We start from the raw sequence: 22,592 nt of genomic DNA, 5'->3' as shown, positions 1-22,592 counted from the left end.
GGTCGGCTGGTGGAGGTCGTCGCCGAGATCGACCGCGACGGGTTGTGGGGTGCTACGGGGTGTAGTTCGGTTGCGGCGTTGGTGGCCTGGAAGACCGGGGTGTCACCGCACACGGCGCAAAAGATCGTCGCCGTCGCGCGCCGGCTCGAGGAGTTCCCTCAGTGTGCGGCGGGGATGCGGGAGGGCCGATTCTCGTTGGATCAGGTCGGGGTGATCGCCAAGCGGGCACCCGAGGGATCCGATGAGCACTTCGCAGACTTGGCCGCGTCAGCGACGGTGAACCAGTTGAGCACTGCGCTGAAGCTGCAACCGCCACCCGAACCCGAACCTGAGGCCGAGATTGACGAGGACGAGGACGAGGCGCCGCCGCCGCGGCCGGAACCGCCACGCTCGTTCAGCAAGACCTCCGACGAGCAGTCCACCACCTATCGGCTCACCCTGCCGCATGAGGAGGCTGCGATCTTCGATGCTGCGGTGGACTCGCATCGCGACGCGCTGATCACCGACTGGAAACACCACCACGACCCCGACGATGACCGTGATACCGACGGCTACGCAGACACAGACACAGACGCAGACGCAGACGGGGCGTCCGAGCAGGCGCCGCCGTTCCCGAACACCGTCGATGCGGTGATGAGCGTCGTCAAAGCGGGTTGGGACGCCGACGTGGCTCGCCGCCCGCACGGGCAGCACACCACCGTGGTCGTGCACCTCGACCTCGAGAGCCGCATCGCAGCACTGCACCTGGGGCCGCTGCTCACGGACTCCGACCGCCAATACCTGACCTGCGACGCGACCTGCGAGGTGTGGTTCGAACGCGACGGCCAGGTCATCGGATCCGGGCGCGAGACCCGCCAGATCAGCCGCCGGCTGCGCCGCGCGCTGGAGCACCGCGACCGCTGCTGCGTGGTCCCCGGCTGCGGGGCCACCCGCGGTTTGCACGCCCACCACATAATCCACTGGGAGAACGGCGGTCTCACCGAATTGGACAACCTGGTCCTGGTCTGCCCTTACCATCACCGGGCCCATCACCGTGGCGTCATCACCATCACCGGACCCGCCCAGGATCTCGTCGTCACCGACAGTCGCGGCCGACCGATGAGTTCGGGATCACTGGCCCGTCCGCCCACGACACCCCCACCCGACGTCCCACCCTGCAAGGGGCCGACCGGCGAACGCGCCGACTGGTGGTGGTACACCCCATACCAGCCGAAACCACCACCAAGTGACGACTAGGTTCGTCGCCACCGATCCCGATCAACACCGGATCGAAGCTCAAAGCAATTGGGGCGTCAAGTAATTCGTCCGCGATACGCGCAGCAATCGCATCGTGGATGTCAGGTGCGACGTGCAGCCCCGCATCAGCCAGTTCATTAGTCACGTGTGCAATGCCTATGCTGAGTCGATGAAAGCCACGTCGCAGACCACCGTCGCCGCACCGATCGAGGTCGTGTGGGACACATTGACCGATCACGTCGGGATGATGGGCTGGGGGCCCGGAGTCACGGTGACGATCGACAAGCCCGGCACGGCCGAGCCCAACGGGGTCGGTGCGGTGCGCCGCATTGCGACGCCCGGCCCGGGGCCGGACGTCGTGGAGGAGATCGTCGCCTACGAGGCTCCCAACGTGCTGGGCTACAAGGCGCTGTCGGGGACGCCGTTTCCCGGCTACACCGGCGAAGTGCGGCTCACCCCGGCCGGCGCCGGCACGCACATCACGTGGACTCTCTCGTCGACGGCATCGTTCCCGTTGGTGAAGGCGCCGCTCAAGGGGATCAGCCAGGTGCTGCTGCGTCTGCTCGCCCGCGCCGCCGTGAAGGCACACCGCGGCTAGGGACCGCCGAACGGACCCGCAACGCAAGAAGGCCCTGAACTGGACAACCAGTCAGGGCCTCTTACCTGCCAACGCGAGTCGGGGTGGCGGGATTCGAACCCACGACCTCTTCGTCCCGAACGAAGCGCGCTACCAAGCTGCGCCACACCCCGCGTAAAGCCACGACAGCGTATCGCACCGGACGCGTCGGAAGCCAAACGCATATCCGATGCCCCGGCCGCGGTGACCACCGTCACGGGTGGGCGCGCGAGGACTGGGTAGACGTCGTGAGGATGCAGGACCGGCAGCGCCCCGGGCGACACAAATCACTTCCGCTTTCGGGGATCAATTTACTTGTCGGTGGCGTTGATCATGATGACTGCAACGAATCGAACGACGAAGGGTTTCGAGATGACTGGGTTGGGAGCCGCAATCTACGGCGGATTCTTCGCCCTTGCCGCGCTGTGGCTGTTTTTGACGTCAGACGCCGGCATGGGCGGAGACGATCAGGGCCAGCGCCCGGACCGCTCGAACTCCACCAAGACCGCTGCCGGTGCCGAATCGTTCAGCCCCGACTGGTTCAGCCACTCCTCGTCGAAGTAGGTGTCGGCGTAGCGGTCGCCGCTGTCGGCCAGCAGCGTCACCACCGAGCCGCTGCGCTTTTGCGCCACCATCTCGGCGAGTAGGCCGAAGGCGCCCCACACGTTCGTTCCCGTCGACGGCCCTACGCGGCGCCCCAGCACCTTGCTGACGTGATGCGCGGCGGCGACCGAGGCGACATCGGGGACCACCACCATCCTGTCCACGACGTCGGGCAGGAACGACGGTTCCACGCGCGGCCTGCCGATGCCTTCGATGCGCGACGATTCGTTCGTGACGACGTCGCGGCTGCCCTGCGCGTACGCGGGGAAGAACGCCGAGTTCTCCGGATCCACCACGCACAACCGGGTGGCGTGGCGCCGGTAGCGGATGAACCGGCCGACGGTCGCGCTGGTGCCGCCCGTCCCCGCGCCGACGACGATCCACTCCGGAATCGGATGCTGCTCGTCGCGCAGCTGCTCGAAGATCGACTCGGCGATGTTGTTGTTGCCGCGCCAGTCGGTAGCCGCCTCCGCATACGTGAACTGGTCGAGGTAGTGCCCGCCGGTCTCCTCGGCAAGCCGCTCCGCTTCCGTATACATCTGCGACGCCTTGGCGACGAAATGGCAACGCCCACCTTGTGATTCGATCAGGGCGATCTTCGCCGAACTGGTCGAGGACGGCATTACCGCGATGAACGGGAGGCCAAGCATCGCGGCGAAGTACGCCTCGGAGACCGCCGTCGACCCCGAGGAGGCCTCGATGACGGTGGTGCCTTCACCGATCCAGCCGTTGCACAGGGCGTAGAGGAACAGCGAGCGCGCCAACCGGTGCTTGAGGCTGCCGGTGATGTGCGTCGTCTCGTCCTTGAGGTACAGCTGGACGTCGACGACGTCGCACCACGCCGACGGCAGCGGGTAGCGCAGCAGATGAGTGTCGGCGCTACGTCGTGCGTCGGCCTCGATCAGCCGTACTGCGTTGTCCACCCACTGGCGTGGGCGGGACCGGGCGGCGGTGGACGCCCGGTCGGTCACCGCGCCGAGACGGTCGGATGGGATACGCCCGCCTTCGCGCCGGCATGGCCGCCGCCGGTCGGTGAGGCCACCAGTGTCAGCAGCGTCGCCTCGGGCCGGCAGCAGAACCGCACGGGGGCGTACGGCGACGTGCCGATGCCCGCCGACACGTGCAACTGGGTGCGTGCGCCCCAGCGGGAGGGACCCTTGGCCCGCGACCGGTCCAGCTCGCAGTTGGTGACCACCGCGCCGTAGAACGGCAGGCACAGCTGCCCGCCGTGCGTGTGGCCCGCCATCACCAACTGGTAGCCGTCGGCGGCGAAGCGGTCCAGCACCCTGGGCTCCGGCGAATGCGTCAGCCCGAGGGTGAGGTTGGCCGCCGGATTGGGTGGCCCGGCGACGGTGTCGTAGCGGTCGCGCTTCAGGTGGGGATCGTCGACGCCCGCCGCGGCGATCAACTGGCCCTTGACCTCGATCTCGCGCCGCGTGTGAGTCATGTCCAGCCAGCCGCGCTCGGTGAACGCCGCCCGCAGGTCCTGCCACGGCAGCGGCTCACCGGTGATCCGGCGCGACTTGTTGAACAGGTAGTTCGCCGGGTTCTTCGGCTTGGGCCCGAAGTAGTCGTTGCTGCCGAAGACGAACAAGCCAGGCACCGACAGCAGATCGCCGAGCGCCTGCACGACGGACGGCACGGCCTTCGGGTGCGCCAGGTTGTCACCGGTGTTGATCACCAGGTCGGGATCCCAGCTGGCGAGCTCGCGCAGCCACGCCTGCTTGCGCCGCTGTCCGGGGCGCATGTGGAAGTCGCTGAGGTGCAATACGCGCAGCGGGGAGGACCCCGGGGTGAGCACGGGCATCGTCACTTCCCGCATGACGTACGCGTTGCGTTCGATCAGCGACGCGTAGGCGACGCCTGCGACCAGGGAGCCTGCGGCTGCCGCGGCTGCGTTCAATGCCAGGTTCTTGTTGACCGTCGAGGGGGCGGGCATGAACGCAGCCTACTGCCAGACGTCTGTGCATACCGAGTTCCACAGCTGGGCGCCATCAACTCCACAGTGACGGCCAGCGGTTCATCAGGGTGGCGGCGGCGGAGGCGGTGGGCCGAGCACCGGCACGGTGATCGGTGGAAGGCCGGGAATCTGGACGACCGTCGAGCCGATGGGCATGTTCGGATCCATCCCGGGGATCGGCGGCATCCCCGGGGGTGGCGGCGGCGGTGGCGGAGGAATGCCGTTGCTGGTCTGGATCGTGATGATCGACCCGGGGACCGTCTGCCCGGTGGGTGAGGTGCCGACCACGGAGCCCGCGGGCGCAGTGCTGTTGACGGGCGTGGTCTGGTCGGCGACCTGGAATCCGGCTTCCTTCAGCCGCTGCCGCGCCAGGTCCTGGGTCATCCCGGACACGCTCGGCACCCGTGAGCCCGGTGCGCCGTCGACGTAGCGCGGATCGGTCGGGGGAAGCGCAACGGTGTCGGGCGTGATCGGCTTCATCGCGGTGAACCAGGTGCGCGCGGGCTCGTTGCCGCCGAAGAGGTCGCCCGAGCCGCACTGCCGCAGGGGGAAGGAACACAGATCCGACGGCGTGGTCGAGTCGTCGTAGATGTAGTTGGCGGCGGCGAACTCGCTGGTGAACCCGAGGAAGCCCGACGACCGGTGCGCTTCGGTGGTCCCGGTCTTGCCCGACATCGGCAGGTTCCATCCCACCGATCCCGCCGCACCTGCCGCGGTGCCCGAGCCGTTGTCGTCCTTGCTCATCGCGTTGGCCAGCGTGTTGGCCAGCCCCTCGGGGACCACCTGCTCACACGTGTCGGTTGTAACTGACACCTCTTCGCCGTTGCGGTCGAAGACCTTGTCGATCGGGTTGGGCGGGCACCATGTCCCGCCGGAGGCCAGCGTTGCCGCGACGTTGGACAGCTCGAGTGCGTTGACCTCGATCGGCCCCAGCGTGAACGAGCCCAGATTCTGCCGCTTGATGAAGTCGGCCAGGCTTTCGTTGCTTTCGGGGTCGTAGTCGCGGGCGGTACCGGGCAGTGCGTACGAGCGCAGCCCCAGCTTGACCGCCATGTCGACGGTGCGTTGCACGCCGACCTGGGAGATGAGCTTGGCGAACGCAGTGTTCGGCGACGTGGCCAACGCATCGGTGACGCTCATCTGGCCGCGGTAGTTGCCGGCGTTCTGGACGCACCACGTGGCCTGTGGGCAGCCCTTGGCGCCACCGCTGCCCAGGCCTCTGGCCTCGAACCGGGACGGCGCATCCAGCTGCGCGTTGATGCCCATGCCCATGTCGAGTGCCGCCGCGGTGGTGAAGATCTTGAAGATCGAGCCCGCACCGTCGCCGACCAGCGAGAACGGCTGCGGTTGCATGGTTTCGCCGGCGTCGAGGTTCAGCCCGTAGGTGCGGTTGCTCGCCATCGCGACGACGCGGTGGGAGTCCTTGCCGGGTTTGATCACGCTCATCACGCTGGCCACGCCATTGATGTCCGGGGCGGCGATGCCATCGATGGACGACTTCACCTGGCCCTGGACGTCGGGATCGAGCGTGGTGCGGATCAGGTAACCGCCCTTGGCGACCTGTTCCTTGCTGATGCCTGCCCTGGCCAGGTACTCAAGGGCGTAGTCGCAGAAGAAGGCGCGGTCGGCTGCGGCGATGCAGCCGCGGGGCAGTTCGTTCGGCTGCGGCAGGATGCCCAGCGGCTCTTGCTTCGCGGCGCGCAGCGCCTCGGCTTCCTGCGGGACGTTGTCGATCATGGTGTCCAACACCAAGTTTCGGCGAGCCAGCGCGCCTTCCGGGTTCGTGTACGGGTTCAGCGTGCTGGTGGACTGCACCATGCCCGCCAGTAGTGCGGCCTGTTGCCAGTTCAGTTCGTTGGCGTTGACGCCGAAATAGGTCTGCGCCGCGTCCTGGACGCCGAAGGCCCCATTGCCGAACGACACCAGGTTGAGGTACCGGGTGAGGATCTCCGGCTTGGTGAACGTCTTGTCGAGGGTCAGCGCCATCCGGATCTCACGCAGCTTGCGTGCGGGCGTGGTCTCGATGGCCGCGCGCTTTTCGGCGTCGGTCTGCGCGATCACCAGCAGCTGATAGTTCTTCACGTACTGCTGTTCGATGGTGGAGCCGCCGCGGGTGTCCAGGTCGCCAGACGCGTAGCCGGCGAGGCCCGTCAGGGTGCCCTTCCAGTCGACGCCATTGTGCTCGGCGAACCGTTTGTCTTCGATCGAGACGATCGCCAACTTCATCGTGTTGGCGATCTGGTCGCTCGGCACTTCGAACCGGCGTTGACTATATAGCCAAGCTATCGGGTTGCCCCTGGCGTCGACCATCGTGGACACCGCGGGCACCTCGCCCTCGACGAGCTGGGCCGACCCGTTGGCAACCACGTCGGACGCCCGGTTGGACATCAGGCCGAACCCGCCGACGACGGGGAACATCAAAGCCGCCGCAATAACGCTGGCCAGCAGGCAGCACCACGCCAACTTGATGACCGTCACCGCGGTCGGTGGTCGGGTGGGCGGCTCGGACATGGATACAGACTAGCGACGCCGTGGTCGACGAGCCGCCGAGCGGTTGGTCCACGAGGGGGCACCTGGGCGACCCCTGCGAGCTGCCTGAACATACGCCAAGAGCCATGACGGCACGGTTGTGCCAGAAAATCGTGATTTGACTGTTGCGCAAAACCCCCCTGACCACCTAGCTTGGACACACAGTGCGATCTAGGTAACACAAAAGATCGCAATGTGGCGTAGATCGCATAAGCGTTCTACACCGGGGACTGGACCGTCCTGCAGGACGGCTGGACGAAGGGATCGCTGGTGTCAGGTATACGGCCCGCGGCGCGCAGGACAATCACCACATCTCCTGTCAACGGTGTAATACAAGGTGCTGAGGCTGAGGCCCGCATCGCATGGGTCTCACAAGCCCGTTGCAGACAAGCCGATCCCGATGAATTGTTCGTCCGTGGCGCTGCCCAGCGCAAAGCCGCCGTAATCTGCCGGCACTGCCCCGTCATCTCCGAATGCGGCGCTGACGCGCTCGACAATCGCGTCGAATTCGGCGTCTGGGGTGGCATGACCGAACGCCAGCGCCGCGCCCTGCTGAAGCAGCATCCCGAGGTGGTTTCCTGGTCGGAGTTCTTCGCCGCTCAGCGGAAGCACCGCAACGCCGTTTAGGTTGCTCGGCGCCGTCCGTTGGACGGCGTCACGCCGCGTCGCCCGTGATCTGATCGGCGATGGCGCGCAGCGCCTCCAGATCTGACACGTCGAATGGCAGCGACGGCACGCCGACGATCGCCACCGCAGGGTTGGCGCCGGTGAATCGTGACAGTAGCCGTACTTCCCGCTTGGCGGTCATCGCACGGTCGGCGTGAATCCGCAGAATCCCCGCCGTCAGCGCGTCGGCCCCGGTGTCACCGCCCGATGCCTCCAACTGCTCGGCCGCCTCGTTGGCCCGTTCGGCGTGCAGATCGCACAGCATCGGGTGGGTGCGGTTCAGAATGAGCCCGGCCAAGGGCATGTGCTCCTGGGATAGCCGGTCGACGAAGAACGACGCCTCCCGCAGCGCATCCGGTTCGGCGGCCGACACCACCACGAACTGCGTGCCCCGACGCTTGAGCAATTCGTAGGTGCGGTCGGCCTTTTCCCGGAAGCCGCCGAACGTCGCATCCAGTGACTGAACGAAACCCGCTGCGTCGGAAAGCATTTGGGATCCCAGGACGGTGGACAGCGCCTTCATCGCCAAGCCGACGGCCCCGGTGACGAGCCGACCGATACCGCGACCGGGCGCCAGCAGCAGGCGCCACAGCCTGCTGTCCATGAAGCTGCCGAGCCGCTTCGGGGCGTCCAGGAAGTCCAGTGCGTTGCGCGACGGAGGGGTGTCGACCACGACGAGGTCCCACTTGTCCTCGGCCAGCAACTGGCCGAGCTTCTCCATCGCCATGTACTCCTGCGTACCGGCCAGTGACGTTGCGACAGTTTGATAGAACTGGTTCTCCAAGATCGCGTCGGCCCGGTCCGTGCCCGAGTACTGCACCACCATCTCGTCGAACGTCCGGCGCATGTCGAGCATCATGGCGTGCAGTTCGCCGCTCACCTCGGGGGCCAGCGGCACCCGCTGCGGCGTGTTGCCAAGGTCCTTCACGCCCAGCGCCTGGGCGAGCCGCTTGGCCGGGTCGATGGTCAGCACCACGACGGTGCGGCCGTACTCCGCGGCTCGCAACGCCATGGCCGCAGCGGTCGTGGTCTTCCCGACTCCGCCTGCGCCGCAACACACTACGACGCGGTTGGAGGTGTCGGACAGGACGGCGTGCATGTCGAGCGCGCGTGGCGTGGTGCTCACTATCGGACTCCCTGCTGGGCGAGTTCCTCGGCCAGTTCGTAGAGGCTGCCGAGGTCCACGCCGTCGGGCAGCGATGGCAGCTCGAGGCGAGGCACGTCGATGGCATCGAGCTGCTCGGCGCTCTCGGCGCGTGCGGTGATGCGCGTCGCGTGCTGGATGGCCTCGGTGAGCAGGCCGGCGAAGTCGGCGTCGGACAGCTCGATGCCGGCCTTGGCCAGGCCCGCGCGCACCGCGTCGGCGTCGACGCCGCCCTCGGCAGCCTTGGCGAGGTCCTCGGCGGGGAGATACGCCGGGATGTTGCGGTTGACGATCACGCTGCCGATCGGCAACCCGAGTTCCTTGAGCTCGTCGATGGCTTCGACCGTCTCCTGGATGGGCAGCGCCTCGAGCAGCGTCACCAGGTGGATGGCCGTCAGATCGGAGTGCAGCAGCTTGACCACCCCGTCGGCCTGCGAGTGCACCGGCCCGCCCTTGGCCAGGTCGGAGACGGCCTTGGTGACGTCGAGGAAGCGGGCGATCCGGCCGGTCGGCGGCGAGTCGACCACTACGGCGTCGTAGCCGTGCTGCCTGCCCTTCTCGGGCCGCACCACGATCTCCTTGATCTTGCCGGTGAGCAGCACATCGCGTAGGCCCGGCGCGATGGTCGTCGCGAATTCGACGGCGCCGATGCGCCGCATCGCGCGCCCGGCAATCCCGAGGTTGTAGAACATGTCGAGGTATTCCATGAACGCGGCCTCGGTGTCGATGGCCAGCGCGTTGACCTGTCCACCGCCCTCGGCGGTGGCGATCTTCACCTCTTGGTAGGGCAGCGGGGGCACGTCGAACAACTGCGCAATGCCCTGGCGCCCCTCGACCTCGACCAGCAGCACCTTGCGGCCGCCGGCCGCCAGCGCCAACGCCAGCGAGGCCGCGATCGTCGACTTTCCGGTGCCGCCCTTGCCGGTCACGAAGTGCAGTCGCACCTTCGATAGTCGGGAAGGCCAGCCGACAGATCTTCGGCCGTCGGGTTCGGGAGACTGGTTTGCCACTCCAGCAGCCTAACCAAGTGGCCCTACCCGACCGATAAGCTCAGCCGCATGAGCGAAGCAACCCGGTGGGAGTACGCCACGGTTCCCCTGTTGACCCATGCGACCAAGCAGATCCTCGACCAGTGGGGCGAGGACGGCTGGGAGCTGGTGTCGGTGCTGCAGGGTCCCACCGGCGAGCAGCACGTCGCGTATCTGAAGCGGCCCAAGTGACCGGGGATAACACCTGGCTGGCCAGGCTCGCCGAGCTGGGCATCGCGCTGCCCGACGTGGTGACCCCGCTCGCCGCGTACGTACCCGCCGTGCGCACCGGGAACCTGGTCTACACCTCGGGCCAGCTGCCGATCCAAGCCGGCGCGCTGGCCGGTGCAGGCAAGGTCGGCGCCGAAGTCAGCCCCGAGGACGGCAAGGCACTCGCCCGTGTCTGCGCGCTCAACGCGTTGGCCGCCGTCCATTCGCTGGTCGGCATCGATTCCGTCACGCGCGTCGTCAAGGTCGTCGGATTCGTCGCCTCGGCGCCCGGCTTCAACGGCCAGCCCGGCGTGATCAACGGTGCCTCCGAACTGCTCGGCGAGGTGTTCGGCGAAGCGGGCGCGCATGCCCGGTCGGCCGTCGGCGTGTCCGAGCTGCCGCTGAACGCGCCGGTAGAGGTGGAGTTGATCGTCGAGGTCGCGTGAGCGACCATCGGGCGGAGGTCGCGTGACGTCCGGCGGGCTGGCACATCCCGCTTACGGGCAGCTGCGCCGTGTGACGGATACGGCGTCAGTCCTGCTGTGCGACAACCCCGGCCTCATGACGTTGGACGGCACCAACACCTGGGTGCTGCAGGGGCCGGGTAGCGACGAGATGGTGATCGTCGACCCCGGGCCCGACGACGACGAGCACATCGGCCGCATCGCGCGTCTGGGCAAGATTCCGCTGGTGCTGATCAGCCACAAGCACGGCGACCACACCGACGGGATCGACAAGTTGGTCGATCGAACCGGCGCAACAGTGCGCGCCGTCGGGAGCGGCTTCCTGCGTGGCCTCGGCGGTCCGCTGTCCGACGGCGAGGTGATCGACGCCGCGGGCCTGCGCATCACGGTCATGGCGACGCCCGGCCATACCGCGGATTCGCTGGCGTTCCTCATCGATGACGCGGTGTTGACCGCGGACACCGTGCTCGGCCGCGGGACCACCGTCATCGACAACGAGGACGGCAGCCTGCGCGACTACCTGGAGTCGCTGCGACGGCTGCACGGTCTGGGTCAGCGTGTCGTGTTGCCCGGGCACGGGCCGGATCTCGGCGACCTCGAGGCCGTCACCGCGATGTATCTGGCCCACCGCGAGGAGCGGCTCGACCAGGTGCGTGATGCACTCAAGGAGCTTGGCGACGACGCCACGGCGCGCCAGATCGTCGAACGCGTCTACACCGACGTCGACGAAAAGCTGTGGGATCACGCCGAATGGTCGGTCCAGGCGCAGTTGAACTACCTGCGCGAGTGATCTGTGGAGTCTCAGCGGCGGTGGGCGCCGGTGAGACTCCACAACTCGCTAGCGGGCGCGGCGGGCCAACCGCTCGGAGTCGCTGATCAGCACGCTCTTGCCCTCAAGCCGAATCCAGCCGCGGTGGGCGAAGTCGGCCAGCGCCTTGTTGACCGTCTCGCGCGACGCCCCGACCAGCTGAGCGATCTCCTCCTGCGTCAGGTCGTGCGTGACCCGCAGCGCGCCACCCTCCTGAGTGCCGAACCGCTGCGCCAGCTGCAGCAGCTGCTTGGCGACACGACCGGGCACGTCGGTGAAGATCAGATCGGCGAGGTTGTTGTTGGTGCGACGCAGCCGGCGGGCCAACACGCGCAGCAGCTGCTCGGCGATCTCGGGGCGATCCTTGATCCACGCCTTGAGCGCGTCGCGGTCCATGGAGACGGCGCGCACCTCGGTGATGGTGGTGGCGCTCGACGTCCGCGGACCGGGGTCGAAGATCGACAGCTCGCCGAACATGTCGGACGGGCCCATGATGGTCAGCAGGTTCTCCCGGCCGTCCGGTGACCGGCGGCCGATCTTTACCTTGCCCGAAATGATGATGTAGAGCCGATCACCGGGCTCACCTTCGGCGAACACCGTGTGTCCGCGCGGGAAGTCGACGGGGTGCAGTTGCTTGGTCAGCGCGGATACCGCGGTCGGTTCGACTCCCTGGAAGATTCCGGCCCTGGCCAGGATCTCGTCCACGTTGCCCCTCTTAAGCTGTTGGGAAATATGACACGCGCGCCACCGCTTGCTGGCTAGCGAACCAAGTCTAGTGGCAGGCGCTTCGCGACGAGCCAACGCTACACATGATCGGCATGTCGAGTCGGCTGAAATTCCGGATTACTGCCGTGGTGCACGTAGATCCTGGTGGGCAAATCCCCGTTGGCAAGGGCGGGCGCGCGGTGCACGAGCCAGGTGTCGTAGGTGTCGTAGGCCTCGTCGACGATGTGATCGTCGGGCCGCGCCGGCGGCAGTGCGCAATCGGCCTTGGCCTGCTCCACCAAGGCGTCCACGTCGGCTGGTGAGACGGTGTCGCAGTCGAGGCCTGCTTCGAGTCGGTCCAGCCCGAAGGTTGCCAGCATCAGCAACCCCGGGATGAATGCAACGAGCAACCACGACACAAGGCTGAAGTAAACACGCCGAACATCTCAGCGGGATCACGAAATGCCACCGGTCCAAGCCGATCGATGTCGGTCGCGTCAGTAGGCTTGTCGACGTGGCAGTCAAGGCGTCGGCGAACAAGTGGGACAACGAAACCCACACCGGTCTGGTCCGCCGTGCGCGGCGCATGAATCGTGCTCTGGCGCAGGCATTTCCGCATGTGTACTGCGAGTTGGACTTCACCAATCCGCTCGAGTTGACGGTGGCGACCATTCTGTCGGCGCAGAGCACGGACAAGCGAGTGAACTTGACCACGCCGGCCCTGTTCGTGAAGTACCGCACCGCGACGGACTACGCGCAGGCCGACCGCGAGGAGCTGGAGACCCTGATCCGGCCCACCGGCTTCTATCGGAACAAGGCAAATTCTCTGATGCGGCTCGGGCAGGAGCTCGTCGAGCGGTTCGACGGCGAGGTTCCCCGCACCCTCGACGAGCTGGTCACGCTGCCGGGGGTGGGCCGCAAGACCGCGAACGTGATCCTCGGCAACGCCTTCGACATCCCCGGCATCACCGTCGACACCCATTTCGGCAGGCTGGTCCGCCGCTGGCGCTGGACGGCGTTGGAGGACCCGGTAAAGGTCGAGTTCGCGGTGGCCGAACTCATCGAGCGCAAGGAATGGACCCTGCTCAGCCATCGGGTGATCTTCCACGGCAGGCGGGTGTGTCACGCCAAGAAGCCCGCGTGTGGGGTGTGCGTGCTGGCCAAGGACTGCCCGTCCTTCGGGCTTGGCCCGACGGACCCGCTGACGGCCGCTGCATTGGTCAAGGGTCCGGAGACGGAGCATCTGCTGGCGTTGGCCGGCCTCTGACCTGCGCCGTGAAGTCCCCATGAGCAGCGGCGCACGCTGGACGGCTGCGGTACTGATCGTCATCGTCGCGCTCGTGGTGGCGTTGTGGCGGGAACTGGACGACGACGGTGCGCCTGCCACGTCCACCGGTCCCGACGTCGCCCGCGACCATCGTGATGCCGACACCGCCGAGGCGCTGGCCGGCCCGCGGGCCCGCGCGGATCTGCAGCCGTGCCCGTCTCAAGGGGAAGGCCCAGGACCAGAGGTACTCCGTGGCATCGCCCTGGAATGCGCGAGTGACGCCTCGACGGTCGACGTCGCGCGGGTCGTGCAGGGCCGCGCGGTCGTGTTGAACCTGTGGGCCTATTGGTGTGGGCCCTGCCGTGACGAGTTGCCCGCCATGGCCGAATACCAAAGGCGGATGGGCCCCGCGGTCACGGTGCTGACGGTGCATCAGGACGAGAACGAGACCGCGGCACTGCTTCTGCTGGCCGAGCTTGGCGTTCACCTGCCGACGCTGCAGGACGGACGCCGTCTGATCGCGGCCGCGCTGAAGGTTCCCAACGTGATGCCCGCAACCGTCGTACTGCGCTCGGACGGTAGCGTGGCCGAAGTCCTGCCCCGGTCGTTCGCCAATGCCGACGAGATCGCGGCGGCGGTGAACCCAGGGATAGGAGTGCGGGGTTGAGCACCGAGGCCGACGGGGAGCAGCGCGCCTCCCTTGATCCCGCGGCCGCCCCGACCTGGCTAAAGCCCCTGGTCGACAAGGCTCGCGACGTGCCAAGCGCCTACCGTCGACGGGTGCCCGCCGACGTGCTGGCCGCCATCACCGCGGCGAATGCCACCGCGACGCTGACCGGCGCCAAGCGCGATGCCGCGGTGCTGGTGCTGTTCTCTGGCCCGCGGGACTCCCCGTCGGGTGGACTGCCCGACGAGGCGGACCTGTTGCTGACCGTGCGGGCGTCGACGCTGCGCCACCACGCCGGTCAGGCGGCGTTCCCCGGCGGGGCGTCGGACCCCGGTGACGGAGGGCCGGTGTTCACGGCGTTGCGCGAGGCCAACGAGGAAACGGGCCTCGACCCCAGCAGGTTGCAGCCTCTCCTCACCCTGGATCGGATGTTCATCCCGCCGTCCGGCTTCCACGTCGTCCCGGTGTTGGCCTACTCGCCAGATCCCGGGCCGGTGGCCGTCGTCGACCCGGCCGAGACGGCGATCGTCGCGCGCGTCCCGGTGCGCGCGTTCATCAACCCGGAGAATCGCTTGATGGTCTACCGGCAGCAGAACACGCGCCGCTTCGCCGGCCCCGCGTTCCTGCTGAACCAGATGCTCGTGTGGGGTTTCACCGGGCAGGTGATCTCGGCGATGCTCGACGTCGCCGGCTGGGCCAAGCCGTGGAACACCGACGACGTGCGTGAACTCGACGCGGCAATGGCCCTCGTCGGCGACGCCAGCGGTTACGGTGAACCCCAACAATGACATCGTCGCAATGGCTTGATTTGGCCGTCCTCGCCATCGCCCTCGTCGCTGCCGTCTCCGGCTGGCGTTCCGGGGCTCTGGGTTCGCTGCTGTCCTTCGTCGGGGTCGTCCTCGGTGCGGTGGCCGGGGTCCTGCTCGCTCCGCACGTGGTGAGTCAGATCGACGGGCCGCGCTCGAAGCTGTTCGTGGCGCTGTTCTTGATCCTCGGCCTCGTCGTGGTCGGTGAGATCGCGGGCGTCGTCCTTGGCCGCGCGGTGCGTGGCGCGATTCGCAACGGGACGCTGCGGACGTTCGACTCGGTGATCGGCGTCGCCCTGCAACTGGTTGCGGTCCTGGTGGCGGCGTGGCTGCTGGCCACCCCGCTCACGTCGTCGGATCAGCCCAATCTTGCTGCTGCCGTGCGTGGTTCGCGTGTGCTGGCCCAGGTGGACACCCTCGCCCCGGAATGGCTGAAGCGGGTTCCGACGCGGCTGTCGGCGCTGCTGGACACCTCCGGTCTGCCCAACGTGCTGCAACCGTTCGGCCGCACTCCGATCGTCAGCGTCGACGTCCCCGATGCCGCGTTGGCCGCCGACCCCGTCGTCGCCGCGACGCGGCCGAGCGTGTTGAAGATCCGCGGCGTCGCGTCGAGTTGCCAGAAGGTGCTCGAGGGCAGCGGCTTCGTCGTCGCGCCGAATCGGGTGATGTCCAACGCCCACGTCGTCGCCGGCTCGGAGAGCGTCACCGTCGAAGTCGACGGGCAGACCTATGACGCCGGCGTGGTGTCCTACGATCCGAGCGCCGACATCTCGATCCTGGACGTGCCCGGCCTGCCGTCGCCGCCGCTGCAGTTCGACATGCAGGAGGCGCCAACGGGAACCGACGCGGTGGTGATGGGGTATCCCGGCGGCGGCGACTTCACGGCAACCCCCGCGCGGATCCGCGAGATCATCCAGCTCAACGGGCCGGACATCTACCACACCACCACGGTGACCCGCGAGGTGTACACCATCAGAGGCACTGTGCGCCAAGGTAATTCGGGCGGTCCGTTGATAGACCGCGAGGGCAGGGTGCTCGGTGTGGTGTTCGGGGCGGCAGTCGACGACGCGGACACCGGCTTCGTGCTGACCGCCAACGAGGTGGCCAGGCAGATGGCCAGGGTGGGCAACACGCAACGCGTGGCCACCGGCACCTGCATCTCCTGAGCTAGGCGCCGTGCACCTGGGTGAGGAACCGGGACAGCTGCTGGTTGACTTCCGCCGGTGCCTCCTCGTGCGCGAAATGCCCTGCCCCGGCGACGGATACGTAGCGGCCGTGCGGCGCGTACCGCTGGGTCCGATACACCGGATCCGCCAGCACGTACGGGTCGGCGTCGCCGCGGACGTGCAGCAGCGGCACCGCCAGTGGACGTTTCATGGACTTCATGAACCGCCGGCCCTCGCTGCGTAGTTGGCTCCGCACCGCCCAGCGTTGATACTCCAGCGCGGAATGCGCAGCGGACGGAATTTGGATGGCCCGGCGCAGGTGCACCATGCTCTCCGAAAAGTCTTCCGACGCAACCCATTTGGTGCTCGCACGGCTACGAACCAGAGCTTCGAGAGCGGCGGCGTCGTGGCGCGTCAGCACGCGCTCCGGCCAGAACGGCACCTGGTAGCGCAGCATGGAGGGCAGCAGGGTCAGTCCCTGGTCCCGCCGGGTCAGCGCGGACGCACGCAACGCCACCGGATGCGGTGAACTCACCACGGCGATCGCGCGCACCACCCGCGGGTGCAGGACCGACGTCGCCCAGCAGACGAGGCCGCCGTCGGCATGGCCGACGAGCGTGGCCGTCTTGTGCCCCAGCGCGCGCACCAGGCCCGCGGTGTCACCGGCCAGCGTCCAGCCGTCGTACCCGCGCGGAGGTTTGTCGCTGCCGCCGTAGCCGCGCAGGTCGACGGCCACCACGCGTGCTCCCGTCAGGCCCCGCAGCTGGTGGCGCCATGACCACCAGAACGATCCGAACCCGTGCAGCAGGATCACCAGCGGCCGCTCGACGTCCGCCGCGCGACGGTCCTCGGTGGGCAATGCCTCGACGACCTGGAAGCGAATCCCGTTGGCGTGCACCTCCAAATGGCGCCACGGACCGTCGATGCGGGTGACGGACGGATCGGGCGGCTTTTTGATCTCGCCGCCGGGGCGGCTCCGAGGCACTTACCAGCCTGATGGATCTGCGGTCGACGAGGGCCGCCCGTCACCGCCGGCCGTGATGGCCTTGCCGTCGTGCTTGTCACCGCCGGGGGTCAGGGCGGCGCGTGTCTCCTTGACCGACTCGATGGTCTGCTGCGGTCCTCGGATCCGGCGCACCTTCAGGTACCCGAGTAGGGCCAAGAGCGCGGTGGTCACCACCATGACGCCGAAGACGATGAGGAATGCGGCCCACCGCCACAGCCAGGTGTCGAGGAGTTCGGCGGCGAAGAAGAAGAAGAAGAACGTCGAGTAGAACAGCACGACGAGCGCCAGGATGAAGTAGACGCTGCCGGTGAGCCCCTTCTTCACGTCGCGGGTGATCTCGGCCTTCGCGAGTTCGACTTCGGCGCGCACCAGGGTCGACACCTGCGTCGTCGCATCCTTGACGAGGTCGCCGATCGACGGATCGGGCTTGGGGGCGTGCGGATCGACCAGCGGAATCGAAGTCACTGTGGTCGGCACGCCGTTCTTACGGTCGCCTGTGCTCACGGCCGAGTCCTCCCCGCATCGAGATCAAATTGGGACGCCAATGCGGTTCATGTTGCCATGTCGCGGTCGACTCAAGCGTCCCGGGCAACGATAGACTCACGGCGTTTGGCAGGAATTCGGTCGGGGCAGTAGATGGGGGTGGTGTTGAGACATCGCTGGCAAGAGGCTGTCCCGGCGGGGTTGGTCGCGACGGTCCTGGCCTTCGTGTTCTCCGTCCTGGCCGCGTCGGTTGCGCACGCGCAGGAACCCGTCGGCCTGGGTGGCGGCTCCGGAATCGTGATCGACGGCGATACGTTCTGCACGCTCACCGCGATTGGCCACGACAGCACGGGCAGCCTGATCGGTTTCACGTCTGCGCACTGCGGCGGTCCCGGCGCTCAGGTCGCCGCGGAAGGCGCCGAGGATCGCGGTGTACTGGGCACCATGGTGGCAGGCAACGAAGGCCTCGACTACGCGGTGATCCAGTTCGACCCCGCCCTGGTGCGGCCGGTCCCCGAGGTGAACGGCTTCCGCATCGATGGCATCGGTCCCGACCCGGTCTTCGGCCAGGTCGCGTGCAAGCTTGGCCGCACCACCGGCTACTCCTGCGGCGTCACCTGGGGGCCGGGTGAGCAGCCGGGCACCATCGTCAACCAGGTGTGCGGGCAGCCGGGTGACTCCGGCGCGCCGGTCACGGTCAACAACCAGCTGGTCGGCATGATCCACGGTGCCTTCAGCGAGGACCTGCCGACCTGCGTGGTGAAGTTCGTCCCGCTGCACACGCCGGCGGTGACGATGTCGATCAACTCCGTGCTGGCCGACATCGCCGCCAAGAATCGGGCGGGCTCGGGTTTCGTGCCCGTCGCGTAACGGCTACTTGCTGGCTCTGATTGCTTCGAAGACGCTGGGGTCCACCAGTGTTGAGGTGTCGCCGAGTTCGCGGCCTTCGGCGACGTCGCGCAGCAGGCGGCGCATGATCTTGCCACTGCGGGTCTTTGGCAGTTCGGGCACGACGTGGATCTCGCGTGGCTTGGCGATCGGCGATATCTCGCGCGCCACCTCGGCGCGCAACTCTTCGACCATCTGGTCGTGCGGGGTGTCGGCGTGATGGGCCTTCAGGATGACGAAGGCGCAGATGGCTTGGCCGGTCTGGTCATCGGTGGCGCCCACCACGGCCGCCTCCGCAACCCCGGAATGCCCGACGAGCGCTGACTCCACCTCGGCCGTCGAGATCCGGTGGCCGGAAATGTTCATCACGTCGTCGATGCGGCCCAGCACCCAGATGTTTCCGTCGGCGTCGTAGCGGGCGCCGTCACCGGCGAAGTACCAGCCCTGTTCGGCGAACCGCGACCAATAGGTCTCCTTGAAACGTTCGGGGTCACCCCAGATGCCACGCAGCATGCCCGGCCACGGCTGATCGAGCACGAGGTAGCCGTTCGCCTGTTCCCCGTGGTCGGTGCCCGGGTCCAGTTGGTTGCCGTCATCGTCGACGATCTTGGCCGAGATCCCCGGCAGCGGGCGCATCGCCGATCCGGGCTTGCAATGGGTGACGCCGGGCAGCGGTGCGATCATCGCGGCGCCGGTCTCGGTCTGCCACCAGGTGTCGACGATCGGGGTCTTGTCACCGCCGAACGCCATGCGGTACCAGCGCCACGCTTCGGGGTTGATCGGCTCGCCGACCGAGCCCAGTAGGCGCAGGCTCGACAGGTCGTGCTCGGCGGGCAGCTGACGGCCCCACTTCATGAATGTGCGGACCAGGGTCGGCGCCGTGTAATAGATTGTGACGCCGTACTTTTCGATGACCTGGAAGTGCCGGTGCTCGTCGGGCGACGCGGGCGTGCCTTCGTAGACCACCTGCGTCACGCCGTTGGACAGCGGCCCGTACACGATGTAGGTGTGCCCGGTGACCCAGCCGATGTCGGCGGTGCACCAGTACACGTCGGTGTCGGGCTTGACGTCGAACACGCATGAGTGGGTGTAACTCGACTGGGTCAGATAGCCGCCCGAGGTGTGCATGATGCCCTTGGGCTTGCCGGTGGTTCCCGACGTGTACAGCAGGAACAGCGGGTGCTCGGCGTCGAACGCCTCCGGTGTGTGCTCGGTGGACGCCGACGCGACGGTCTCGTCCCACCACAGGTCGCGGCCGTCGGTCCATGGCACGTCGACTCCGGTGCGGCGCACCACCAGGACGTTGGTGACGGACGGCTGACCCGTCACGGCTTCGTCGACGGCATCCTTCAGCGACACCGGCTTACCCCGGCGGTACTGGCCGTCGGTGGTGATGACGACCTTGGCCTCGGCGTCCTCGATGCGCGCTTTGAGCGCGGTTGCCGAGAAGCCCGCGAACACCACCGAGTGCATGACGCCGAGGCGCGCGCACGCCAGCATCGCCACGATCGCCTCGGGCACCATCGGCATGTAGATCGCCACCCGGTCGCCCGCGACGAGGCCGAGATCGGTCAACGCGTTGGCGGCCTGGCAGACCTCGTCCTTCAACTCGGCATAGGTAATGGAGCGGGCGTCGCCGACCGGCTCACCCTCCCAGTGAATGGCCACCCGGTCGCCGTTGCCTGCCTCGACGTGGCGGTCGACGCAGTTGTACGCGACGTTGAGCTTGCCGCCGACGAACCACTTGGCGAACGGCGCGCCCGACCAGTCGAGGACGTCGGTGAACGGCGTCTCCCAGGACAGTCGGTTGGCCTGCTCGCCCCAGAAGGCCAACCGGTCCTTCTCGGCTTGGTCGTACAGGTCGGCGCTGGCGTTCGCCTGCGCGGCGAATTCGGCCGACGGAGGGTAGGCGGTGGTGATCTGAGAATGCGTCGCCGACGTATCTGTCATATTCGTGAGCCTAGTCACCTGACGTTGCACGGACGTTGGCTAATCACACCGTCGGCCACGGGCGGCAGGCGTCGCGCGACGAACGCGCCCGCAGACGGGTTCAGCGGTGCGATTAGCGTGTGGATCCGTGTCCAACTCCGATCCGCTCGCCCCGTTGGCAGCGCTGCCCGGCGTCGTCGAGGCGTGCGAGGAAGCCCGGGAGGCACTCGGTCGGGCACACCGGCACCGGTTCAATCTCAGAGGCTGGCCGACGACGGCGGCCGAGGCGTCGGTGCGGGCCGCGCGAGCATCGTCGGTGTTGGATGGGGGATCGCTGACGCTGCGCGCCGGGGAAGACGCCGATCCCGTGCTGGCCGGCGCACTACGGGTCGCGGAGGCGCTGGAAGGCGGGGCGACCTCGTTGGTCGGGGTGTGGCAGCGTGCGCCGCTGCAGGCGATCGCCCGGCTGCACGCGTTGGCCGCGTCCGACCTGACCGAGGACGACCGGCTGGGCAGGCCACGGGCGGACGCCGGCGTCGGGCGTCGCCTCGAGCTGCTCGGCGACGTCATCACCGGAGGCACGAAGGTTCCGGCGGCGGTGCTGGCGGCCGTCGCGCATGGTGAGTTGCTCACGCTGGCGCCGTTCGGCGTCGCCGACGGCGTGGTCGCGCGCGCGGTGTCACGACTCATCACCATCACCAGCGGGCTGGACCCGCATGGGCTCGGCGTGCCAGAGATCTACTGGATGCGCCAGTCGGGTGACTATCGCGCCGCGGCGCGCGGGTTCGAGTCCGGAACCCCCGACGGCCTGGCGGCGTGGATCGTCGCGAGTTGTACGGCATTGCAGGCAGGTGCCCGAGAGGCGTTGGCAATAGCCAAGGCGGCGTCGGAATGACTGCCAGCAAAACGAAGCGGGCGACGCCCCGAAACTAGTTCGGCTCGCCGCCCGCTAGCACGGACTCCGGTTACCAAGCGTGCTCGGTTGGGTTGCGTGGGATGGCCTCGGCGTTTTTGAGAAGCGCTACAACTGCTACCCCACCCAAAGGGTTGTCGTCGTTGTCCGCTTTTCGCAATTACGCAGGCCCGCAACACTTTTGCCATTATCGCGGCATGTGCTCCGCGTGGGTACCAGGTTCCGTGCTAGGTAGCCTGACTCGGGAGTTCGCGCCTTCTCTTCCGGCTCGAACTTGGCCTCACCAGGCTTCCGTGCTTCCTTTGTACTCCGTGACCGCGGTCACATCAAGTGTCAATTCGGCAGTGTCGCCGGAACGTAACGGCGCGGCTCACAGCTACCCGCCAGTAGGGGACTCAGGCGACTCAGGGAACGAAGCGCCGCAGCAGTGAGTAGGTCAGTGCCCCTGCGGCCAATGCACTCGCCCCGACCGCGACGGTGGTGGCGACGGCGGCGCCGGACGGCGCGGCGGGGAGGCGGTCACGCAATGACACCGGCCGCGAGAACGTCACCACCGGCCAGCCTCGCGCCGCCGACTCCTTGCGCAACGCGCGATCGGGGTTGACGACCGTGGGATGGCCGACGGCCTCGAGCATCGGCAGATCGGTGATCGAATCCGAGTAGGCATAGCAATGTTCAAGTGCGTAGCCTTCGCGGGCGGCGAGCTCCTGGATTGCCTCGACCTTGCCCTCGCCATAGCAGTAGAAGGCCACCTCGCCGGTGTACTTGCCGTCTTCGACGACCATCCGGGTGGCCATCGCGTGGGTGGCGCCGAGCGCGCGGGCGATCGGAGCGACGATCTCCTCACCGGAGGCCGACACCACGACGACGTCGCGGCCACATAGCTTGTGGTCGGCGATCAGGTTCGCGGCCTCCGCGAATACCAGTGGGTCGACGATCTCGTGCAGCGTCTCGCCGACGATCGACTTCACCTGTTCGACGTTCCAGCCCGCACACATCGTGGTGATGTAGGACCGCATCCGGTCCATCTGATCGTGGTCGGCGCCCGACATCAGGAACAGGAATTGCGCGTAGGCGGACTTCAAAACCGCCTGGCGATTGATTAGCCCTTGGTCGAAGAACGGTTTGCTGAAAGCCAACGTGCTCGACTTTGCGATGACCGTCTTGTCGAGATCGAAGAACGCCGCGGTCCGCACGGGGACGCCCGTCGCGCCATCGGTTCGCGACGCCGGCGAGCCATCCGCCGCTGGGTCGGATGCACTCACGGTTCTCAGCATAAGGGGCGCCGTCGTGACGTACGACGAAGGCCCGCAGGAAGTGGCAGTCCATGACACCTGTCCGTTGCTGCAACTTTCCAGGTCACAGGGTTGTCGCAGCCTGAACTATGACTTGCACCGCCCTGCTTCCGCGTGTGTATAGTGAGCATTACTCGGCTTATGGCCGAGTGTGCATCAGCCCGACCCCCCGGGGCTGATACACGACGACCTCCGCCTCCTCC

Annotated in this window: 23 protein-coding genes and 1 tRNA gene; 12 read left to right on the top strand and 12 right to left on the bottom strand. The window is 67.5% G+C overall.

Annotated features, from left to right (window positions below; translation table 11 throughout):
* Both N536_RS0129450 and N536_RS0129445 read left to right on the top strand, forming a co-directional pair.
* The coding region (locus N536_RS0129450; protein WP_029116897.1) for an HNH endonuclease signature motif containing protein at positions 1 to 1,236 on the top strand (1,236 nt) is incomplete at its 5' end.
* Between the two features lie 169 nt (positions 1,237 to 1,405).
* Complete coding sequence (locus N536_RS0129445) at positions 1,406 to 1,834, top strand: SRPBCC family protein (RefSeq protein WP_029116896.1); 429 nt, start codon at positions 1,406 to 1,408, stop codon at positions 1,832 to 1,834.
* Between the two features lie 78 nt (positions 1,835 to 1,912).
* Here N536_RS0129445 and N536_RS0129440 read toward each other — a convergent pair.
* The 4 genes from N536_RS0129440 to ponA2 form a co-directional block, all read right to left on the bottom strand.
* Positions 1,913 to 1,986 (bottom strand) — tRNA-Pro (locus N536_RS0129440).
* Positions 1,987 to 2,319: 333 nt separating this feature from the next.
* Positions 2,320 to 3,426, bottom strand: a complete 1,107-nt coding sequence (locus tag N536_RS0129435) for a PLP-dependent cysteine synthase family protein (protein WP_029116895.1) — start codon at positions 3,424 to 3,426, stop codon at positions 2,320 to 2,322.
* Positions 3,423 to 4,394 (bottom strand): metallophosphoesterase, encoded by a 972-nt coding sequence (locus N536_RS0129430; RefSeq protein ID WP_029116894.1) that lies wholly within the window; start codon positions 4,392 to 4,394, stop codon positions 3,423 to 3,425. Before N536_RS0129430 ends, N536_RS0129435 begins: the two co-directional genes overlap by 4 nt.
* 84 nt (positions 4,395 to 4,478) lie before the next feature.
* Positions 4,479 to 6,926, bottom strand: a complete 2,448-nt coding sequence (gene ponA2, locus N536_RS0129425) for a transglycosylase/D,D-transpeptidase PonA2 (protein WP_029116893.1) — start codon at positions 6,924 to 6,926, stop codon at positions 4,479 to 4,481.
* 288 nt (positions 6,927 to 7,214) lie between these two features.
* Between ponA2 and N536_RS41880 the strand changes: the two genes are divergently transcribed.
* On the top strand, positions 7,215 to 7,571 hold the full coding sequence (locus tag N536_RS41880) for a WhiB family transcriptional regulator (protein WP_081809436.1): 357 nt from the start codon (positions 7,215 to 7,217) through the stop codon (positions 7,569 to 7,571).
* Between the two features lie 28 nt (positions 7,572 to 7,599).
* Here the strand turns inward: N536_RS41880 and N536_RS0129415 are convergent, their stop codons facing one another.
* Together N536_RS0129415 and N536_RS0129410 are read right to left on the bottom strand one after the other, a co-directional pair.
* Positions 7,600 to 8,736, bottom strand: coding sequence for an ArsA family ATPase (locus N536_RS0129415; protein WP_029116891.1), 1,137 nt, complete (start codon positions 8,734 to 8,736; stop codon positions 7,600 to 7,602).
* A complete protein-coding gene (locus N536_RS0129410; RefSeq protein WP_029116890.1) occupies positions 8,736 to 9,764 on the bottom strand; it encodes an ArsA-related P-loop ATPase in 1,029 nt (342 codons plus the stop codon). Before N536_RS0129410 ends, N536_RS0129415 begins: the two co-directional genes overlap by 1 nt.
* A gap of 48 nt (positions 9,765 to 9,812) precedes the next feature.
* Between N536_RS0129410 and N536_RS42405 the strand changes: the two genes are divergently transcribed.
* From N536_RS42405 to N536_RS0129395, 3 genes are read left to right on the top strand one after another with little or no spacing between them, the layout of a single operon-like run.
* Positions 9,813 to 9,974, top strand: a complete 162-nt coding sequence (locus N536_RS42405) for a DUF4177 domain-containing protein (RefSeq protein WP_155948789.1) — start codon at positions 9,813 to 9,815, stop codon at positions 9,972 to 9,974.
* A 17-nt stretch (positions 9,975 to 9,991) separates the two neighbouring features.
* Positions 9,992 to 10,438: a RidA family protein gene (locus N536_RS0129400; protein WP_369798483.1), complete on the top strand. Its 447-nt coding sequence runs from the start codon at positions 9,992 to 9,994 to the stop codon at positions 10,436 to 10,438.
* A gap of 22 nt (positions 10,439 to 10,460) precedes the next feature.
* Positions 10,461 to 11,246 carry an MBL fold metallo-hydrolase gene (locus N536_RS0129395; protein WP_197040262.1) on the top strand — a complete coding sequence of 262 codons (786 nt, stop codon included), beginning with the start codon at positions 10,461 to 10,463 and terminating at the stop codon, positions 11,244 to 11,246.
* A 48-nt stretch (positions 11,247 to 11,294) separates the two neighbouring features.
* Here the strand turns inward: N536_RS0129395 and crp are convergent, their stop codons facing one another.
* Both crp and N536_RS0129385 read right to left on the bottom strand, forming a co-directional pair.
* Positions 11,295 to 11,969 (bottom strand): cAMP-activated global transcriptional regulator CRP, encoded by a 675-nt coding sequence (gene crp, locus N536_RS0129390; protein ID WP_029116887.1) that lies wholly within the window; start codon positions 11,967 to 11,969, stop codon positions 11,295 to 11,297.
* A gap of 98 nt (positions 11,970 to 12,067) precedes the next feature.
* The gene (locus N536_RS0129385; RefSeq protein ID WP_231514673.1) at positions 12,068 to 12,349 is read right to left on the bottom strand and encodes a hypothetical protein; all 282 of its coding nucleotides are present in this window, start codon (positions 12,347 to 12,349) and stop codon (positions 12,068 to 12,070) included.
* Between the two features lie 206 nt (positions 12,350 to 12,555).
* Here N536_RS0129385 and nth point away from each other — a divergent pair, with 206 nt between their 5' ends.
* Genes nth through marP form a run of 4 tightly spaced genes read left to right on the top strand, consistent with a single transcriptional unit; the run spans position 12,556 to position 15,875 of the window.
* Positions 12,556 to 13,236 carry an endonuclease III gene (gene nth, locus N536_RS0129380; RefSeq protein ID WP_197040266.1) on the top strand — a complete coding sequence of 227 codons (681 nt, stop codon included), beginning with the start codon at positions 12,556 to 12,558 and terminating at the stop codon, positions 13,234 to 13,236.
* 19 nt (positions 13,237 to 13,255) lie between these two features.
* On the top strand, positions 13,256 to 13,903 hold the full coding sequence (locus N536_RS0129375) for a TlpA family protein disulfide reductase (RefSeq protein WP_029116884.1): 648 nt from the start codon (positions 13,256 to 13,258) through the stop codon (positions 13,901 to 13,903).
* Positions 13,900 to 14,691: a CoA pyrophosphatase gene (locus N536_RS0129370; protein WP_029116883.1), complete on the top strand. Its 792-nt coding sequence runs from the start codon at positions 13,900 to 13,902 to the stop codon at positions 14,689 to 14,691. Before N536_RS0129375 ends, N536_RS0129370 begins: the two co-directional genes overlap by 4 nt.
* Complete coding sequence (marP, locus tag N536_RS0129365; RefSeq protein WP_029116882.1) at positions 14,688 to 15,875, top strand: acid resistance serine protease MarP; 1,188 nt, start codon at positions 14,688 to 14,690, stop codon at positions 15,873 to 15,875. Before N536_RS0129370 ends, marP begins: the two co-directional genes overlap by 4 nt.
* A 1-nt stretch (position 15,876) precedes the next feature.
* Here marP and N536_RS0129360 read toward each other — a convergent pair whose 3' ends face one another.
* The gene (locus tag N536_RS0129360; RefSeq protein ID WP_029116881.1) at positions 15,877 to 16,833 is read right to left on the bottom strand and encodes an alpha/beta fold hydrolase; all 957 of its coding nucleotides are present in this window, start codon (positions 16,831 to 16,833) and stop codon (positions 15,877 to 15,879) included.
* Between the two features lie 27 nt (positions 16,834 to 16,860).
* Positions 16,861 to 17,385: a phage holin family protein gene (locus tag N536_RS0129355; protein WP_029116880.1), complete on the bottom strand. Its 525-nt coding sequence runs from the start codon at positions 17,383 to 17,385 to the stop codon at positions 16,861 to 16,863.
* Positions 17,386 to 17,517: 132 nt separating this feature from the next.
* Between N536_RS0129355 and N536_RS0129350 the strand changes: the two genes are divergently transcribed.
* Positions 17,518 to 18,234 (top strand): S1 family peptidase, encoded by a 717-nt coding sequence (locus N536_RS0129350; protein WP_231514672.1) that lies wholly within the window; start codon positions 17,518 to 17,520, stop codon positions 18,232 to 18,234.
* 3 nt (positions 18,235 to 18,237) lie between these two features.
* Here N536_RS0129350 and acs read toward each other — a convergent pair whose 3' ends face one another.
* Positions 18,238 to 20,202: an acetate--CoA ligase gene (gene acs, locus N536_RS0129345; RefSeq protein ID WP_029116878.1), complete on the bottom strand. Its 1,965-nt coding sequence runs from the start codon at positions 20,200 to 20,202 to the stop codon at positions 18,238 to 18,240.
* Between the two features lie 127 nt (positions 20,203 to 20,329).
* Between acs and N536_RS0129340 the strand changes: the two genes are divergently transcribed.
* On the top strand, positions 20,330 to 21,076 hold the full coding sequence (locus N536_RS0129340; RefSeq protein WP_029116877.1) for a hypothetical protein: 747 nt from the start codon (positions 20,330 to 20,332) through the stop codon (positions 21,074 to 21,076).
* 422 nt (positions 21,077 to 21,498) lie between these two features.
* Here the strand turns inward: N536_RS0129340 and N536_RS0129335 are convergent, their stop codons facing one another.
* Entirely contained in the window at positions 21,499 to 22,371 is an 873-nt protein-coding gene (locus N536_RS0129335; RefSeq protein WP_029116876.1) for an HAD-IB family hydrolase, read from the bottom strand.
* Positions 22,372 to 22,592 lie beyond the last annotated feature (221 nt).

Origin of the sequence: Mycobacterium sp. URHB0044 (genome assembly GCF_000620625.1) — a bacterium.
Taxonomy (GTDB): domain Bacteria; phylum Actinomycetota; class Actinomycetes; order Mycobacteriales; family Mycobacteriaceae; genus Mycobacterium.
Note: the sequence above shows the minus strand (reverse complement) of the source record. Positions and strands in the feature narration are given on the sequence as shown.

Coding starts and splice junctions, on each gene's coding strand:
- N536_RS0129445 (WP_029116896.1), top strand. CDS start 1,406: ATGAAAGCCACGTCGCAGACCACCGTCGCCGCACCGATCGAGGTCGTG.
- N536_RS0129430 (WP_029116894.1), bottom strand. CDS start 4,394: ATGCCCGCCCCCTCGACGGTCAACAAGAACCTGGCATTGAACGCAGCC.
- ponA2 (WP_029116893.1), bottom strand. CDS start 6,926: ATGTCCGAGCCGCCCACCCGACCACCGACCGCGGTGACGGTCATCAAG.
- N536_RS42405 (WP_155948789.1), top strand. CDS start 9,813: ATGAGCGAAGCAACCCGGTGGGAGTACGCCACGGTTCCCCTGTTGACC.
- N536_RS0129385 (WP_231514673.1), bottom strand. CDS start 12,349: ATGCTGGCAACCTTCGGGCTGGACCGACTCGAAGCAGGCCTCGACTGC.
- nth (WP_197040266.1), top strand. CDS start 12,556: ATGAATCGTGCTCTGGCGCAGGCATTTCCGCATGTGTACTGCGAGTTG.
- N536_RS0129375 (WP_029116884.1), top strand. CDS start 13,256: ATGAGCAGCGGCGCACGCTGGACGGCTGCGGTACTGATCGTCATCGTC.
- marP (WP_029116882.1), top strand. CDS start 14,688: ATGACATCGTCGCAATGGCTTGATTTGGCCGTCCTCGCCATCGCCCTC.
- N536_RS0129350 (WP_231514672.1), top strand. CDS start 17,518: ATGGGGGTGGTGTTGAGACATCGCTGGCAAGAGGCTGTCCCGGCGGGG.
- acs (WP_029116878.1), bottom strand. CDS start 20,202: ATGACAGATACGTCGGCGACGCATTCTCAGATCACCACCGCCTACCCT.
- N536_RS0129335 (WP_029116876.1), bottom strand. CDS start 22,371: ATGCTGAGAACCGTGAGTGCATCCGACCCAGCGGCGGATGGCTCGCCG.